The 16,219-nt window shown below is 69.9% G+C and carries 9 protein-coding genes and 2 rRNA genes; 6 read left to right on the top strand and 5 right to left on the bottom strand.

Annotated features, from left to right (window positions below; genetic code table 11):
* Positions 1-216 precede the first annotated feature (216 nt).
* Both FHX40_RS15975 and rrf read left to right on the top strand, forming a co-directional pair.
* Positions 217-3,341, top strand: a 23S ribosomal RNA gene (locus FHX40_RS15975).
* A gap of 119 nt (positions 3,342-3,460) precedes the next feature.
* Positions 3,461-3,577: ribosomal RNA gene (gene rrf / locus FHX40_RS15970) — 5S ribosomal RNA — on the top strand.
* Between the two features lie 204 nt (positions 3,578-3,781).
* Here the strand turns inward: rrf and FHX40_RS15965 are convergent.
* The 4 genes from FHX40_RS15965 to FHX40_RS15950 all read right to left on the bottom strand — a co-directional run bounded on the left by FHX40_RS15965 (position 3,782) and on the right by FHX40_RS15950 (position 9,863).
* Positions 3,782-5,125 carry a phosphodiester glycosidase family protein gene (locus FHX40_RS15965; RefSeq protein ID WP_142260371.1) on the bottom strand — a complete coding sequence of 448 codons (1,344 nt, stop codon included), beginning with the start codon at positions 5,123-5,125 and terminating at the stop codon, positions 3,782-3,784.
* A 413-nt stretch (positions 5,126-5,538) separates the two neighbouring features.
* Positions 5,539-7,149, bottom strand: coding sequence for a PucR family transcriptional regulator (locus FHX40_RS15960; protein ID WP_142261815.1), 1,611 nt, complete (start codon positions 7,147-7,149; stop codon positions 5,539-5,541).
* A gap of 164 nt (positions 7,150-7,313) precedes the next feature.
* Entirely contained in the window at positions 7,314-9,005 is a 1,692-nt protein-coding gene (locus FHX40_RS15955; protein WP_142260370.1) for an AMP-binding protein, read from the bottom strand.
* A 114-nt stretch (positions 9,006-9,119) separates the two neighbouring features.
* Positions 9,120-9,863, bottom strand: a complete 744-nt coding sequence (locus FHX40_RS15950) for a TetR/AcrR family transcriptional regulator C-terminal domain-containing protein (RefSeq protein WP_142260369.1) — start codon at positions 9,861-9,863, stop codon at positions 9,120-9,122.
* Between the two features lie 121 nt (positions 9,864-9,984).
* Between FHX40_RS15950 and FHX40_RS15945 the strand changes: the two genes are divergently transcribed.
* The 4 genes from FHX40_RS15945 to FHX40_RS15930 all read left to right on the top strand — a co-directional run bounded on the left by FHX40_RS15945 (position 9,985) and on the right by FHX40_RS15930 (position 15,723).
* On the top strand, positions 9,985-11,502 hold the full coding sequence (locus tag FHX40_RS15945) for an MFS transporter (protein ID WP_142260368.1): 1,518 nt from the start codon (positions 9,985-9,987) through the stop codon (positions 11,500-11,502).
* A 103-nt stretch (positions 11,503-11,605) separates the two neighbouring features.
* Positions 11,606-12,901: an aspartate aminotransferase family protein gene (locus FHX40_RS15940; RefSeq protein WP_142260367.1), complete on the top strand. Its 1,296-nt coding sequence runs from the start codon at positions 11,606-11,608 to the stop codon at positions 12,899-12,901.
* Positions 12,898-14,415, top strand: a complete 1,518-nt coding sequence (locus FHX40_RS15935; protein WP_142260366.1) for a CoA-acylating methylmalonate-semialdehyde dehydrogenase — start codon at positions 12,898-12,900, stop codon at positions 14,413-14,415. The genes FHX40_RS15940 and FHX40_RS15935 overlap by 4 nt, the downstream gene beginning before the upstream one ends.
* A gap of 63 nt (positions 14,416-14,478) precedes the next feature.
* Positions 14,479-15,723 carry an extracellular solute-binding protein gene (locus FHX40_RS15930; RefSeq protein ID WP_142260365.1) on the top strand — a complete coding sequence of 415 codons (1,245 nt, stop codon included), beginning with the start codon at positions 14,479-14,481 and terminating at the stop codon, positions 15,721-15,723.
* A gap of 9 nt (positions 15,724-15,732) precedes the next feature.
* Here FHX40_RS15930 and FHX40_RS15925 read toward each other — a convergent pair whose 3' ends face one another.
* Complete coding sequence (locus FHX40_RS15925) at positions 15,733-15,996, bottom strand: hypothetical protein (RefSeq protein ID WP_189136151.1); 264 nt, start codon at positions 15,994-15,996, stop codon at positions 15,733-15,735.
* Between the last annotated feature and the right edge of the window lie 223 nt (positions 15,997-16,219).

Below are 16,219 nucleotides of genomic sequence, written 5' to 3'. Positions count from 1 at the left end.
GACTGGTCCAGGTGGTCGGGTGAGGCCTGATTCCTGAGCTGTCTCGGTGGAGCCGGTGCCTGGGAAGTCGGATCTGGGTCGTGGATCGGTGACCTTCGGCTGTGTGCCGGGGTGTTGGGTCTGCGGTTCGGGTTCGTGATGCGGGTGCCGGGTTGGTGTGACCGGTTGAGTGCTGGGTTGCTGGTTTGCGGGTGCGGTGGCGTGTGCTCCGTGTGTGGTCAAGTTGTTAAGGGCACACGGTGGATGCCTTGGCACCAGGAGCCGATGAAGGACGTGGGAGGCTGCGATAAGCCTCGGGGAGCCGCCTACCGGGCTGTGATCCGGGGATTTCCGAATGGGGGAACCTGGCCCGAGTCATGTCGGGTCGCCGCCGCCTGAATGTATAGGGCGGTTGGTGGTAACGCGGGGAAGTGAAACATCTCAGTACCCGTAGGAAGAGAAAACAATAGTGATTCCGTTAGTAGTGGTGAGCGAACGCGGAAGAGGCTAAACCGTGCGCGTGTGATAGCCGGCGGGCGTTGCGTGTGCGGGGTTGTGGGAGCTTCCTGGGCTGGTCCGCCGACTGGCCGGGCAGTGAGAAATCGTCATGGTAGCCGAACGTTCTGGAATGGGCGGCCGTAGACCGTGAGAGCCGGGTAGGTGAAACCGTGGCGACTGTCTGGGGGAGTTTCCCGAGTAGCACGGGGCCCGAGGAATCCCGTGTGAATCTGCCAGGACCATCTGGTAAGCCTAAATACTCCCTGGTGACCGATAGTGGACGAGTACCGTGAGGGAAAGGTGAAAAGTGCCCCGGTGAGGGGTTGTGAAAGAGTACCTGAAACCGTGTGCCTACAAGCCGTGGGAGCCGTGTCGCCTGGGTTCTTCGGGACTCGGGTGTGGTGACTGCGTGCCTTTTGAAGAATGAGCCTGCGAGTTGCGGTGTGTGGCGAGGTTAACCCGTGTGGGGGAGCCGTAGCGAAAGCGAGTCTGAATAGGGCGATGGAGTCGCATGCCGCAGGCCCGAAGCGGGGTGATCTACGCATGGGCAGGGTGAAGCTCAGGTAAGACTGGGTGGAGGCCCGAACCCACCAGGGTTGAAAACCTGGGGGATGACCTGTGTGTAGGGGTGAAAGGCCAATCAAACTCCGTGATAGCTGGTTCTCCCCGAAATGCATTTAGGTGCAGCGTCGCGTGGTGCTTGCCGGAGGTAGGGCGCTGGTTGGCTGATGGGCCTTACCGGGTTACTGAGGTCAGCCAAACTTCGAATGCCGGTAAGTTGAGCGCGGCAGTGAGACTGCGGGGGATAAGCTTCGTGGTCGAGAGGGAAACAGCCCAGATCGTCGATTAAGGCCCCTAAGCGTGTGCTGAGTGGGAAAGGATGTGGAGTCGCTGTGACAGCCAGGAGGTTGGCTTAGAAGCAGCCATCCTTGAAAGAGTGCGTAATAGCTCACTGGTCTAGTGATTCCGCGCCGACAATGTAGCGGGGCTTAAGCACACCGCCGAAATCGCGGCATCTCGGCGACCGTTGTGTTGCCGGGGTGGGTAGGGGAGCGTCGTGTCGCCGGTGAAGCCTGGGAGTGATCCTTGGTGGAGGTGGCGCGAGTGAGAATGCAGGCATGAGTAGCGTTTCAGAAGTGGGAAACTTCTGCGCCGGATGACCAAGGGTTCCTGGGGCAGGCTGATCCGCCCAGGGTAAGTCGGGGCCTAAGGCGAGGCCGACAGGCGTAGTCGATGGATAACGGGTTGATATTCCCGTACCCGCTGTGGTGCGTCCATGTCGAGGCCGGTGATACTAAGGGTCCTAGCCCGGCCGGCGTTCTTTGAGCGTCGGTGTCTGGGTGAACGCCTGGCCTGATCCGGTAGTAGGCAAGCGATGGGGTGACGCAGGAGGGTAGCCCATCCCAGGCGGTGGTTGTCCTGGGGTAAGCATGTAGCCCGCACCGTAGGCAAATCCGCGGTGCATTGAGGGTGAGGTGTGATGCCGAGCCGATTGTGGCGAAGTGGGTGATCCCATGCTGCCGAGAAAAGCCTCTAGCGAGTGCCGCGGCGGCCCGTACCCTAAACCGACTCAGGTGGTCAGGTAGAGAATACCGAGGCGTTCGGGTGAACTGTGGTTAAGGAACTCGGCAAATTGCCCCCGTAACTTCGGGAGAAGGGGGGCCCCTGCTGGTGAACGGCTGTGCGCTGGGAGCTGGTGGGGGTCGCAGTGGCCAGGGGGAAGCGACTGTTTACTAAAAACACAGGTCCGTGCGAAGTCGTAAGACGATGTATACGGACTGACGCCTGCCCGGTGCCGGAACGTTAAGGGGACCGCTTAGCGAGCTCTTCGGGGCTTGCGAAGGCGAGAACTTAAGCGCCGGTAAACGGCGGTGGTAACTATAACCATCCTAAGGTAGCGAAATTCCTTGTCGGGTAAGTTCCGACCTGCACGAATGGCGTAACGACTTCCCCGCTGTCTCAACCACAGGCCCGGTGAAATTGCAGTACGAGTAAAGATGCTCGTTTCGCGCAGCAGGACGGAAAGACCCCGGGACCTTCACTGCAGCTTGATATTGGCGTCTGGAATGGCTTGTGTAGGATAGGTGGGAGACTGTGAAGCCTCGACGCTAGTTGGGGTGGAGTCGTTGGTGAAATACCACTCTGGCTGTTTTGGGCGTCTAACCCGCGCCCCTGGATCGGGGTGGGGGACAGTGTCTGGCGGGTAGTTTAACTGGGGCGGTTGCCTCCTAAAGGGTAACGGAGGCGCCCAAAGGTCCCCTCAGCCTGGTTGGCAATCAGGTGGTGAGTGTAAGTGCACAAGGGGGCTTGACTGTGAGACCGACGGGTCGAGCAGGAGCGAAAGCTGGGACTAGTGATCCGGCACTTCCGTGTGGTTGGGGTGTCGCTCAACGGCTAAAAGGTACCCCGGGGATAACAGGCTGATCTTCCCCAAGAGTCCATATCGACGGGATGGTTTGGCACCTCGATGTCGGCTCGTCGCATCCTGGGGCTGGAGTCGGTCCCAAGGGTTGGGCTGTTCGCCCATTAAAGCGGTACGCGAGCTGGGTTTAGAACGTCGCGAGACAGTTCGGTCCCTATCCGCTGCGCGCGTAGGAGACTTGTGGGGGGCTGTCCCTAGTACGAGAGGACCGGGATGGACGAACCTCTGGTGTGCCAGTTGTGCCGCCAGGTGCATGGCTGGTTGGCTACGTTCGGTGTGGATAACCGCTGAAGGCATCTAAGCGGGAAGCCGTCCCCGAGATGAGGTCTCCCTCCCCTTTGGGGGGTAAGGTCCCCACGAGATGAGTGGGTTGATAGGCCGGTGGTGGAAGCTCTGTGAGGGGTGGAGCTGACCGGTACTAATAGACCGAGGACTTGACCGCATACGGAGCATGCGGCATCGCGTGCTCGGTGTGGTGTGTGGTTCGCACTAGAGGCTTGTGTTCGCTGTGTGGTTCTCGAGCAACAGGCGGCTTTGCCGTTGTTGTTCTTTGGGTGTCGTTTCGGTGGTTATGGCGGAAGGGAAACACCCGGTTACATTCCGAACCCGGTAGTTAAGCCTTCCTGCGCCGATGGTACTGCACCTTGGGGGGTGTGGGAGAGTAGGTCGCTGCCGGACGACTTTATGTGGACGCCCTCAGTCTTTGTGACTGGGGGCGTTCGCATTTTCGGAGACTTTCGGGCTGAGGGCGGCATACTTTCGGCCCAAGATCGTGGTATGGCCTCGGTGATTCCGAGGCCTTTTCTGTTTTCGCGAGGGCTATCGCGAGCCGGGCATGGAAAAGGCCCCGGACCGTGTTTCCGGGGCCTTTTCGTACGTCCTTTACCTGGGAACGACGAGGAGGGCGTCGCCCACCGGGCGTTCGGCGCCGTCGGACGGGCGGTTCACCACCTTGTTCTTGACGACCATGGTGGTCGAGCCGCCCCCGTCGAGGTTGATGGCGTTCCGGGCGCCGAGCCACTTCATGAGCTGGGCGGCCTCGAACATGTTGGCGCCGACGGTGACGCCGGGGTCGCGGCCGTCGATGGTGGCGAGGATGAGCGAGCCCTGCTTGGTGACGCCGGCGAGCGTGCGCGGGTGGCGGCGCAGGATCATGTGGTCGGACGCCATGCCGTCGGTGGCGGCGGTGATGTACTGCCGTCCGTTGCGCAGAATGCCGACCCCGCCGCCCATGATGTACGTGTCCGGGGTGAGCGGGATCCGGCGGCCGGTGCGCAGGTCCACCACCGAGGTGGTGATGCGCATGCCGGCCCCCTCACGTGCGACCGACCAGAGCCACTCGGCCATCGCCCCGGTGCCGTGCAGAACCCGGGTGCCGCGCGGCACCGCCCCACCGGCCTCACGCACCTTGACGACCCTGTCCCGGGCGTCCACCACGACCTCCACGCCCTGGTCGCGCGGGGTCTTGGTGCCGAGCTCCTCGGTGTAGAGGACCAGCTCGTCCGCGCCCGGGATGCGGTTCACCCCAGTGACCTTCGCCCGGGAGCCGTCCGGCGCCACCACCGTGACGCTGGAGTCGAGCTCGGTGATGCGGGCCCGGCGGCCCTGGAGCACGATCGCGGTACGGCCGCGCACCGCCTCGCTGAGCAGCCGCCCGCCGACCACCGAGATGCCGGTCGGGTCACCGGAGAAGTTGCGCGGGGCGCGGATGCTGAAGAAGCCACCGTTCACCGCGGCGATGGCGCCCGCCTGCTTCGCCATGGCCGAGGTGGTCTCCCGCTTGCCCGTGGAGCGGCCCAGCGTGGTCCGGTACGTGCCCCGGAACCGGCGCGCATCGATCATGAGGATCTGGATGTTCCACGGCCCGGTCGTCTTGAACCCGTCGTCGCCGAGGTAGTCGACCTTGGCCGGGATGTCCGCCTTCCGGAGCTGTTTCACCACCTTCTCGGCGGCGGCCTTCTTCTTCAACGGCCACAGCCCGACCCGGACCATGTAGGCCTCGGCACCCGGGAAGTCGGCCACGTCCGGGCGGACGTACCGCTGGATGCCGGGGGTGAAGCCGGCGGCCTCGACCGCCGCGGCCACCTCCTCGGCCCTGGCCAGGGAACCGGTGGAATCCTTGCCGTTGATGAGCACGGTCACCGTGTAGCCATCGGTCGCGGTGCCGTGGCGTAAGGTGAACAGGTCGACGCCGGGAAATACATTTGTCGCCTTATACCTGGGCATTCCCGGCACACCGAGCGGAATTTTCGACGAGGGAAGACGACCCTGAGCGGTCGCGGCCGCAGCGGTACCGACGGTGGCTTCTGCGACACCGGCGGTGCCGAGCGGAAGCGCGACGGTCAAAGCGGCAGCTAACGCGACAATAGGGCGCTTCATTCAAACTCCCCGAGGGTGCTGTATCGGCGATGCACCATCGTCCCGACATTTGCGGGTCAAGGGGAGTGAAACGCGGGAATGGCTATAAAGATGTTTTCCAAGTGATCGTCAACACAGGCGGGCCCGGCCCGCCGCCGCACGCGCCGGTACGGCACGCGCCGCCGGGCCGTACCCAAGCGGACGCCCTGGTCACGACGCTGCCGAGGGCGGAACGAGAGGTGCCGAGGGGCGGTAAGGAGGGGACGCCGGGCGGCGCGGCGTCACCGCGCGTCGCGGCGGATCGACTCCAGGGCGAGCAGTGCAACGTGCAGGGAGAGACAGGACTCGACGTCGTCGAGGTCGATGTCGAGGATGCGCTCCAACCGGCGCAGCCGGTCGTAGAACGCCGGCCGGGACAGGTGGGCCCGCTGCGCGGCGACCGCCTTGTTGCGGCCCGCGTCGAGATAGATGCGGAGGATCCGGGTGAGGTCGCCGCCGCGCTGCGCGTCGTACGTGAGCAGCGGCCCGAGCTCGCGCTCGGCGAAGGTCTGCAACCGCGCGTCGTCCCGCAGCAGGTGCAGCAGCCCGCGCAGCCGCAGGTCGGGCAGCCGGTAGAAGGGGCGGCCGTCGGACTGGCGGACCGCCACGTCGGCGACCTGCTCGGCCTCGAGCAGGCTGCGCCGCGCGTCCCGGACCGCGTCCACCACCGACCCGGCGGCGAGCACGAACCGCGAGGGTACGGCGGCGCGCAGCCGTTCGGAGAGGTCGCCGAGCACGCTCTCGGCGACGGTGCGCGGGGCGAGCGAGAGCAGCACGCCGACCCGGTTCTGGTCGAGGGCGCCGACCAGGGCGGGCAGCCGCATGTCGCGGCACGCGGCCGCGGTCGCCTCGGCGAGCTCGCCGAGGCGGGCCTGGCCGTCGAGCGCCTGGTCCACCGGCTCGGTGAGGCGGAGCACGAGGCCCATCAGCCTGCGCCCGGTGAGCGGCACGCCCACCGCTCGGGCGCGGGCCGCGGCCTCCTCCGGGTCGGCGTAGGCGTGGCTCAGGATGCTGGTGAGGATCGTGCCGTGGGCCTGCCGTTCCAGGCTCTCCTGGTGGCGCTCGAGCAGGCGGCCGAGGGCGAGCGTGGTGGCCGCCCGCTCGACGAGCACGATCTCCCGCGGGGTGGGCTCGGCGTCGCACAGCAGGATGAGCCGCCCCCAGTCCTGCCCGCGCGCCCCGACCATCTGCACGAGCCAGCCGGAGGCCGGATCGTGGGCGGTGCGCTCGCTCGGCGCGACGGTGCGGGAGCGGGCCTCCCAGTTCGCCAGGACCGTCCCGGCGTCGCGGCCGGCCAGGTCGCAGGCGAGCACCTGGTGGGCGAGGTTCTCCAGCACGACGGGCCGCCCCGACAGCCGGGCGACCTGGGCGAGCACCTGGGCCGGGGACGCGCCCTCGACCGACAGTTCGGTGAAGACCTTGTGCAGCTGCTCGGAGGCGCGCAGCTCCTCGAGCTGGTTGTCGATGATCCGGGCGTGCACCGACTCGGTGATCTGCACGAACGGCGTCTCACGGCAGAGCGTGATCAGCGGCAGCCCGTGCTCCTCCGCGGCCTTGACCAGGGCGTCCGGCAGCTCCCCGACGAACCTGCGGCCGAGCTCCACGATGAGGCCGGACGCCCCGACCTCCGCGAGCTCGGCGATGTAGTCGGCGAGCTTGTCCGGCTCGTCCGGGAGGGCGACGCCCGTGGTCAGCACCAGCTCCCCGCCGCGCAGCAGGTGGGCGATGTCGCTCACCTCCCCGACGTGCACCCACCGGACAGTGGCGTCGAGGCGGTCCCGCCCGGCCACCACGCGGGGATCCCCGCGGCGCACGGCGTCCAGGGCAAGAACGTCGCGGACGGTCGGCAGCATGGCCATGAAACCTATTCGATCAGACTGTCAGTGCGGTACGGCATCGCCAGGCATAGTGTAACCAACGGTAATGCCAGAAACCGCATTTTGGACTTCCATATTCGCCGCCACCGCCTTCCGTCCAAGCGCGTGCGCCACGGGGAGGTGCTGCCGCGGGAAGGTGGTCAGGTTCTGAGCTCGGGGAAATCCTCCTCCCGGAATTCCGCGGGGCACTCGCCGCTCGCCCGCGCGCGCAGCTCCACCCGGCGGATCTTGCCGGAGATGGTCTTCGGCAGCTCGGCGAACTCGATCCGCCGGACCCGCTTGTACGGGGCGAGATGGCGGCGGGAGTGCCGGAAGATCGACAGGGCCGTGTCCGCGTTCGCCTCGAACCCGGGCGCGAGCAGCACGTACGCCTTCGGTACGGCGAGCCGTACCGGGTCGGGCGCGGGCACCACCGCGGCCTCGGCGACCGCCTCGTGCTCGAGCAGCACGCTCTCCAGCTCGAACGGCGAGATGCGGTAGTCGGACGCCTTGAACACGTCGTCGACCCGCCCGACGTAGGTGATGTACCCGTCGGCGTCCCGGCTCGCCAGGTCGCCGGTGTGGTAGTAGCCGTCGCGCATCGCCCGCGCGGTCAGGTCCGGGTCGTCCCGGTAGCCGGCCATGAGGCCGAGCGGCCGGTCGGCGAGCGGCAGGCAGATCTCGCCGTCGTCGCCCACTTCACCGGTGATCGGGTCGACGAGCGTCACCGTGTACCCGGGCAGCGGGCGGCCCATCGAGCCGGGCTTCACCGGGCAGCCGGGCGTGTTGCCGATCTGGGCCGTGGTCTCGGTCTGGCCGTACCCGTCCCGGATCGTGATGCCCCACGCCTCCCGCACCCGGTCGATCACCTCCGGGTTGAGCGGCTCGCCCGCGGCGACCGCGGTGCGCAGCGCCGGCGGCCGGGGCTCGAGGTCCTCCTGGATGACCATGCGCCACACCGTCGGCGGCGCGCACAGCGTGGTGACCCCGTGCCGGCGCAGCACGTCGAGCAGCGCGGGCGCGGAGAACCGCCGGGCGTTGTGCACCAGCGCGGTGGCCCCGGCGTTCCACGGCGCGAACACGCTGCTCCAGGCGTGCTTGGCCCAGCCCGGCGAGGACACGTTGAGGTGCACGTCGCCCGGCCGCAGCCCGATCCAGAACATCGTGGACAGGTGGCCCACCGGGTACGAGGCGTAGGTGTGCTCCACCAGCTTCGGCAGCGCGGTCGTGCCGGAGGTGAAGTAGAGCAGCAGGGTGTCGTCGGACCGGCCCTCCCGCAGCTCCCGCTCGATGGCGGGGGAGAGGTGGTCGGGGAAGTCGTACGCCTCGTCGTAGGTGAGCCAGCCGTACGCCTCGCCGCCGACGGCGATCCGGGTGTACGTGCCGGGCACCGCGGCGAACCTGCCCGTGTGGTCCACGTCGGTGATGACGTGCGCGACCTTGCCCCGGTCGATGCGGTCGCGCAGGTCGTCGGCGGTGAGCAGGGTGGTCGCCGGGATGAGCGTGGCGCCGAGCTTCATCGCGGCGAGGATCGTCTCCCACAGCTCCACCTGGTTGCCGAGCATGACCAGGATGCGGTCGCCGCGCCGTACCCCCTGGGCGTGCAGCCAGTTGGCGAGGCGGCTGGAGCGGACCGAGAGCTGGGCGAAGGTGTGGGAGTCGACGCTGCCGTCGTCCTCGACGATGGTGAGCGCGGCGGTGCCGGGCGTCTCCGCGGCGAGCACGGCGTCGAACCAGTCCACCGCCCAGTTGAAGCGATCGAGCGTGGGCCACCGGAAATCCCGGTAGGCCGTTTCGTAGTCGGATTCGAGAAGAAAGTCCCGTGCTGAGCGGAACGCTGCCGTGGCGTCCATTTCCCTATGGTGTCACCCGTGCGCGCATCGCGCCACGCCTCCACGCCGTCCGGAGGCGGCCGGACCCGGACGCCGCCGCGGAGTCCCGTCCCCATCCGGGGGTACGGCCGGCGGTCACGGGCGCAGCCGGGCCTCCAGGCCGTCGAGCAGGGAGACCAGGCCGAAGTCGAACGCGATCCGCCGGGCCACGGAGGGGCTCTCGCACGCCATCCACTCGTCGCTCAGCCGCAGCAGCTCGGGATAGTGCTCCGCGGACAGCTCCATGTCCGCGCGGACCTGCTTCTCCCACTCCTCCTCCGGGATGCCCAGCCGCGCCAGGCCGTTGCGCCAGGCCGCCTCGGGCAGGGCGGTGCCGAGGGCGAACGCGGTGATCGCGCCGACCGCGTAGTCCACGTCCCGCCCGCGGAACCCGGCCTTGGCGAACGCCTCGCACAGCCGGGCGTTCACCGCGAGCGCGTTCGGGCCGATGAGCGGCCGCACCCCGACCTGCTGCCCGAGCCAGGGGTGCCGGAGGATCACCTCGCGCAGGCCGTACGCGTACCGCGACCCCAGCTCCCGCCAGTGGGCCCCGTGGGTGTCGGGGTGGGTGACGAGCCGGGCCACCTCGGCGAGCACCTCGTCCGCCGCGAGCTCGAGCAGCTCGTCCTTGTTCGCGACGTACCAGTAGAGGCTCGTGGCTCCAGAGCCGAGCCGGGCGGCGAGCCGGCGCATGCTCAGCGCGTCGGCGCCCTCGGCGTCGAGCAGGGCGACCGCCTCGCGCACGATCTGCTCGCGGCTCAGCCCGCTCGGATTGCGCCCCTCCCGTCGCCGGGCGGCCTCCCGGGCCCAGACCGACGTGAACCGTTGTCGCCGCTGCACGCCACCCTCCCTCGTCTCACCCCAGCATAAAAGGGCTCGCACACTGTTCGACCCACTCGTACACTGTGCGAGTGACTCGAACGGTGAACGAGAAACTCGAACAGTGAACGAGAGGCGTCACATGAGCAAACCGACCGCGCAGCCGAGTGAGCAGAGCGCGACGGCGGCACCCGAGCCGCAGGCGCCGCCGAACCCCCGGCGCTGGTGGATCCTCCTCGTGCTCTGCCTGAGCCTGCTCGTCCTCGTCGTGGACGACACCGTGCTCAACCTGGCGATCCCGTCGCTCATGCGGGAGCTGGGCGCCACCCCGAGCGACGTGCAGTGGGTGATCGACGCCTACGTCCTCGTCTTCGGCGGCCTGCTGCTCACCTCGGGCAGCCTCTCCGACCGGTACGGCCGGCGGCGCGTGCTCGTCATCGGCCTCGCGGTCTTCGGCGCCGCCTCGCTGCTGTCCACGCTCTCCCAGGAGCCCTGGCAGCTCGTCGCGGGCCGCGCGCTCATGGGCCTGGGCGCGGCGCTGGTGATGCCGAACACCCTGTCGATCCTCATCACGGTGTTCGACGAGCGGGAACGGCGGAAGGCGATCGCCGCGTGGAGCGCGGTGGCGATGGTGGGCGTGATCGCCGGGCCGACGCTCGGCGGCCTGCTGCTGCGCGACTACTTCTGGGGCGCGGTGTTCCTCATCAACGTGCCGATCGCGATCGTCGCCATCGTCGCCGCGCTCACCCTCATGCCCGAGTCGCGGGGCACCGTCCGCGGCCTCGACCCCCTCGGCGTGGTCTTGTCGATCGTCGGCATGGGCTCGCTGGTGTGGACGATCATCAACGGGCCGGTGCACGGCTGGGCCGCGAACGGCGTGCCGGTCGCCGCCGTGCTCGCGGTGGCCGCGCTGGTCGCGTTCGTCGTCTGGGAGCGGCGGGTCCCGCACCCGATGCTGCCGCTCGGCCTGTTCCGCGAGCGCTCGTTCCGCGGGGCCTGCCTGTCGATCGTGCTGCTGTCGTTCGGCGCGGGCGCGCTGCTGCTCGCCCTCACCCAGTACCTGCAGTTCGTGCTCGGATACGACCCGCTCGCCGCCGGGCTGGCGCTGCTGCCGTACGCGGTGGCCGCCGCGGTGTCCAACGGGATCGGCGCCGGTCTCGGCCGCCGGGTGAGCAACCGCACGCTGATCGTGCTGGGGCTCGCGATCGTGGCGGCCGGGTTCGCGGTGATCGGCAGCCTCGACCTCGGCGACGGGTACGGCACGCTCGTGGCCGGGCTGCTCATCGCGGGCGTGGGTGGCGGCCTCGCCGGCCCGGCCGCGTACACCACGCTGATGGGCGCGGTGCCGCAGGAGCACGCGGGCGTGGGGTCCGCGCTCAACGACACCGTCCAGCAGGTCGGGTACGCGCTCAGCATCGCGGTGCTCGGCAGCGTGCTCGCCGGGGTGTACCGCGCGGCGATGCCCGCCACGGTGCCGGATGCGGCCCGCGAGTCGATCGCGGGCGGGGTGGCGCTCGGCGACCCCGGCCTCGTGCGGACCGCCAAGGAGGCCTTCCTCGAGGCGATGTCGGTGGGCGCCTACGTCAGCGTCGGGTTCGCGCTCGCGTCGGCCCTGGTGGCGCTCGTCCTGCTCCGCACGGTTCGTCCGGACAAGGTGTGAGGAGGACGCCCGGCCCGGGTTCCGTCACCCTGTAATCCGGGCAGGGGATCCCCGGACACGTTGCGGGCGGGACAGCGAAGGGACGACACGGGATACTCGGAGCATGCCGGACCTTTATGCGCGCCACCGAGCCGTCATCCCCAAGTGGGTCTCCCTCTACTACGACGAGCCCATCGAGATCGTCCGCGGCGAGGGGAACCGTGTCTACGACGCCCGCGGCCGGGGCTACCTCGACTTCTTCGCGGGCATCCTCACCAACATGATCGGGTACGGCGTGCCGGAGGTGCGCGAGGCGGTGGAGCGCCAGCTCGCCACCGGCATCGTGCACACGAGCACGCTGTACCTGATCCGGGGCCAGGTCGAGCTGGCCGAGAAGATCGCCCGGCTGTCCGGCATCCCGGACGCCAAGGTGTTCTTCACCAACTCCGGCACCGAGGCGAACGAGACCGCGCTGCTCGCCGCCACCGTCGCCCGGGGCTCGGACCAGGTGCTCGCAATGCGCGGGTCTTACCACGGCCGCAGCTTCGGCGCGATCGCGGTCACCGGCAACCGGGGCTGGAAGAACAGCTCCTACTCCCCGCTCAACGTGCACTACCTGCACGGCACCGACCGGCACCTGCCGCGGTTCCGCGGCATGTCGGACGAGGAGTACATCGCCGCCTGCGTCGACGACCTGCGGCACGTGCTCGCCACCGCGGTCGCCGGGAACGTGGCCGCGCTCATCGCCGAGCCGATCCAGGGCGTGGGCGGGTTCACCATGCCGCCCGACGGCCTGTACCGCGCCTACCAGGAGGTCCTCGCCGAGGAGGGCATCCTGTTCATCTCCGACGAGGTGCAGACCGGCTGGGGCCGTACCGGGTCGTCGTTCTTCGGCATCGGCAACCACGGCGTGACCCCCGACATGATGACCTTCGCCAAGGGCCTGGCGAACGGCTTCGCGATCGGCGGGGTTGTCGCCCGGGGCGAGCTGCTCGACGGGCTGCCCGCGGCGGGCGTGTCCACCTTCGGCGGCAACCCGATCGCGATGGCCGCCGCGAACGCCACCCTCGACTACGTGCTCGAGCACGACCTGCAGGCGAACGCCGCCCGGCTCGGCGAGCTCATCATCGGCGGGCTGCGCCAGGCCGCCGAGCGCATGCCGATCGTCTCCGACGTGCGCGGCAAGGGGCTCATGTTCGCCATCGAGCTGAGCGACCCGGCCACCGGGAAGCGGTCGCCCGCGCTCGCCAACCGCTTCCTCGAGGAGACCCGCCGCCGTGGCCTGCTCGTCGGCAAGGGCGGCCTGTACGGCAACGCGATCCGCATGGCCCCGCCGCTCACCCTCACCGAGGCGGAGGCGAAGGAGGGCCTCGGCATCATCGTCGACGCGCTCGAGGCGATCTGCGAGGAGACGGCGTGAGCGACGGCCCGCGGCGCGTCACGCACTGGATCGGCGGGGCGGCCGTGCCGGGCGCCGGCCGTACCGGGGAGCTCTACAACCCGGCGACCGGCGAGGTGACCGGCCACGTCGACCTCGCCACCGCCGCCGAGGTGGACGCGGCGGTCGCCGCCGCGGCCCGGGCGTTCCCCGCCTGGCGGGACACCTCGCTCGCCCGCCGTACCCAGGTGCTGTTCCGGTTCCGCGAGCTGCTCGACCGGGACCGGGACGCGCTCGCCCGGCTCATCACCGCCGAGCACGGCAAGACCCACGCCGACGCGCTCGGCGAGGTCGCCCGCGGCCTGGAGGTGGTGGAGTTCGCCTGCGGCATCCCGCACCTGCTCAAGGGCGGCTACACCGAGAACGTCTCCACCCGCGTCGACTCCTACTCGATCCGCCAGCCGCTCGGCGTGGTCGCCGGGATCACCCCGTTCAACTTCCCGGCGATGGTGCCGCTGTGGATGGCCCCGATCGCGATCGCCTGCGGCAACGCGTTCGTGCTCAAGCCGTCGGAGAAGGACCCGTCGGCGTCGCTGCGCCTCGCCGAGCTGTGGCGCGAGGCGGGGCTGCCCGACGGGGTGTTCGGCGTGGTGCAGGGCGACAAGGAGGCGGTGGACCGGCTGCTCGAGCACCCGGACGTGCGGGCGGTGTCGTTCGTCGGCTCCACGCCGATCGCCCGGTACGTGTACGCGACCGGCACCGCGCACGGCAAGCGGGTGCAGGCGCTCGGCGGGGCGAAGAACCACATGCTCGTGCTGCCCGACGCCGACCTCGACCTCGCCGCCGACGCCGCGGTGTCGGCCGGGTTCGGCTCGGCCGGGGAGCGGTGCATGGCGATCTCGGCCGTGCTCGCGGTCGACCCGATCGGCGACGAGCTCGTCGACCGCATCGTCGCCCGGGCGCGCGAGATCGTCGTGGGGCCCGGCGACGACCCCGAGTCCCAGATGGGCCCGCTGATCACCGCCGAGCACCGCGACCGGGTCGCCGCCTACCTCGACCTCGGCGTGGCCGAGGGGGCGAAGCTCGTGGTGGACGGCCGGCGCGCCCCGATCCGGGGCGGTGGCACCGCCGCGGACAGGCCCGGGTTCTGGCTCGGGCCCAGCGTGCTCGACCACGTGCCGGTCGGCTCCCGGGTGCACCGCGAGGAGATCTTCGGCCCGGTGCTGGCGATCGTGCGCGTGCCGTCGTACGAGGCGGGTCTGCGGATCATCAACGAGGGCGAGTACGGCAACGGCACCGCGGTGTTCAGCAACGACGGCGGCGCGGCCCGGCGGTTCCAGAACGAGGTCGAGGTCGGCATGGTCGGGATCAACGTGCCGATCCCGGTCCCGGCCGCCTACTACGGGTTCGGCGGCTGGAAGGCCTCGCTGTTCGGCGACACCCACGTGTACGGCACCGAGGGCGTGCACTTCCACACCCGGCAGAAGGTGGTCACCGCGCGCTGGCTCGACCCGTCCCACGGCGGGGTGCACCTGGGCTTCCCCGCGGGCGGCTGACCGCCCGGCCCGCTAGGCTCCACACCCGAAGGCACCGGGGCCGATCGGGGAGGAGGCGCCCAAGTGGCAGGGGTGACGCGCGGGCGGGCGGCGCGGCCGGCCCGCGTGCTGGCGACGGCCGCCGCCGGGCTGGCGCTGGCGGCCTGCGGCGGCCCGCAGACGGCGACCACGGTCGTGGCCGAGGCGGCCGCGCGGACCCGGCAGGTCGCGGCCTCGGCCTCCCCGTCCGGCACGCCGTCCCCGAGCGCGAGCCCCGCCCCGACGCCCACCGCGCTGGGCAAGGGCGAGGGCACGGTGAACGTGCTCGCGCTGCGCGGGTACGTCGAGTACGGCGGCGTCGACCCCACGGTGAACTGGATCGCGGCGTTCGAGCGGAACACCGGCTGCCGGGTCCGGCTCACCTACGCCGAGCGCGGCGAGCGGCTCGACCAGGCGCTCGCCGAGGGCTCCTACGACGTGGTCTCCGCCCCGCCGGAGACGGCCGGCCGGCTCATCGCCGAGGGCCGGGCCGCCCCGCTCGCCACCAGGCTCGTGTCCCACTACCGCGACATCCCCAAGTGGCTGCGCACGCTGCCCGCGTTCACCGCCGGCGACCGGGTGTACGGCGTGCCGTACCTGTGGGCCTACCACCAGGTCGGCTACGACCGCGCCCAGCTCGGGCGGGACGCGGCGCCTGCGGACATCGGCGCGCTGTTCCGCGACCGGGGGCCGGTGATGCTGCGCGACGACCCGCTCACCATCGCCGACGCCGCGCTCGCGCTCGACGGCGAGGACGGCACGAAGGACCCGTTCCGGCTCACCCGCGAGCGGTTCGACGCGGCCGTCGCGCTGCTCGAGGCGCGCGGCGAGGACGAGCGCGCCTTCTGGCGCAGCTCGACCGACGTGGTGCGCGGCTTCGCGCCGGGGCGGCTGCGGCTCGCCCAGGCCCTGCCGTACCAGGTGGGCGTGCTCGCCCGGGCGGACCGGCCGGTGCAGGGGGTCACGCCGCGGCGTACCACGGGCTGGGCGGACGCCTGGATGATCACCGCGGGCGCGGCGAACGTGAACTGCGCCTACCGCTGGCTGGGCCACGTGAGCTCTGCGGACGTGCAGCGGGAGGCGGCGGCGTGGACCGGCCTGGCCCCGGCGAACCCGAAGGCGTGCACCGGGCGCACCCGGCGGATCTGCGACGACTACCGGGTGGACGACCCTGGCCTTCGCGGCCGGATCGTCTTCGCGGTGCGGCCCACGGCGGACTGCGGCGACGGCACGACCGGCTGCGTCGACCACGCCGAGTGGCAGCGGCGCTGGCGCGAGCTCGTCCGCTGACGGAACGTGTCAGGGGACCGGCACGCGCACCGGCGGCGGGCACGCCTCGTGGTCGTCGTCGGGCGCGCGCGGCGGCAGGGGGGAGAGGAGCTCGGCACAGTCCTCGCAGGTCAGCACGTACCTGCCGTCCGGCAGCCGCCCCACGCGCACGCGCGGCCGCGGCCACCGCTTGTGGCACACCACGCAGGCGTCACCGTCGCACTGTGCCAGGGTCAGCTCTTCGGGGTCGAATATCACCACGTGCGGCGACCCCGGCATCGCTTCCCTGCCCATACCTCTCCAATGATCTCCAGCGTTACCCGAACCGTTATAACGCCGTTACACGTCGTGATCGACTGGCAGGGTGTCAAGTAAGGGTTAAAACACGGGCATGAGCCATGCCGCATAGCCCACGAAAACGGGCATCCATCGCATGCCGGATGCCGTGCTTCGGTCGGTGTAAACCGGAAGAACGGCGGGGGTACGCTCATCCGCCCGCCGCGCCGCGCGGCCACGG

The sequence above is a fragment of the Thermopolyspora flexuosa genome, from assembly GCF_006716785.1.
In the GTDB taxonomy this organism is placed as follows: domain Bacteria; phylum Actinomycetota; class Actinomycetes; order Streptosporangiales; family Streptosporangiaceae; genus Thermopolyspora; species Thermopolyspora flexuosa.
Note: the sequence above shows the minus strand (reverse complement) of the source record. Positions and strands in the feature narration are given on the sequence as shown.

Bases quoted from the DNA above. Each gene is read 5' to 3' on its own strand.
- FHX40_RS15965 (WP_142260371.1), bottom strand. From the start codon at position 5,125: ATGCCCAGGTATAAGGCGACAAATGTATTTCCCGGCGTCGACCTGTTC.
- FHX40_RS15960 (WP_142261815.1), bottom strand. From the start codon at position 7,149: ATGCTGCCGACCGTCCGCGACGTTCTTGCCCTGGACGCCGTGCGCCGC.
- FHX40_RS15955 (WP_142260370.1), bottom strand. From the start codon at position 9,005: ATGGACGCCACGGCAGCGTTCCGCTCAGCACGGGACTTTCTTCTCGAA.
- FHX40_RS15945 (WP_142260368.1), top strand. From the start codon at position 9,985: ATGAGCAAACCGACCGCGCAGCCGAGTGAGCAGAGCGCGACGGCGGCA.
- FHX40_RS15940 (WP_142260367.1), top strand. From the start codon at position 11,606: ATGCCGGACCTTTATGCGCGCCACCGAGCCGTCATCCCCAAGTGGGTC.
- FHX40_RS15925 (WP_189136151.1), bottom strand. From the start codon at position 15,996: ATGGGCAGGGAAGCGATGCCGGGGTCGCCGCACGTGGTGATATTCGAC.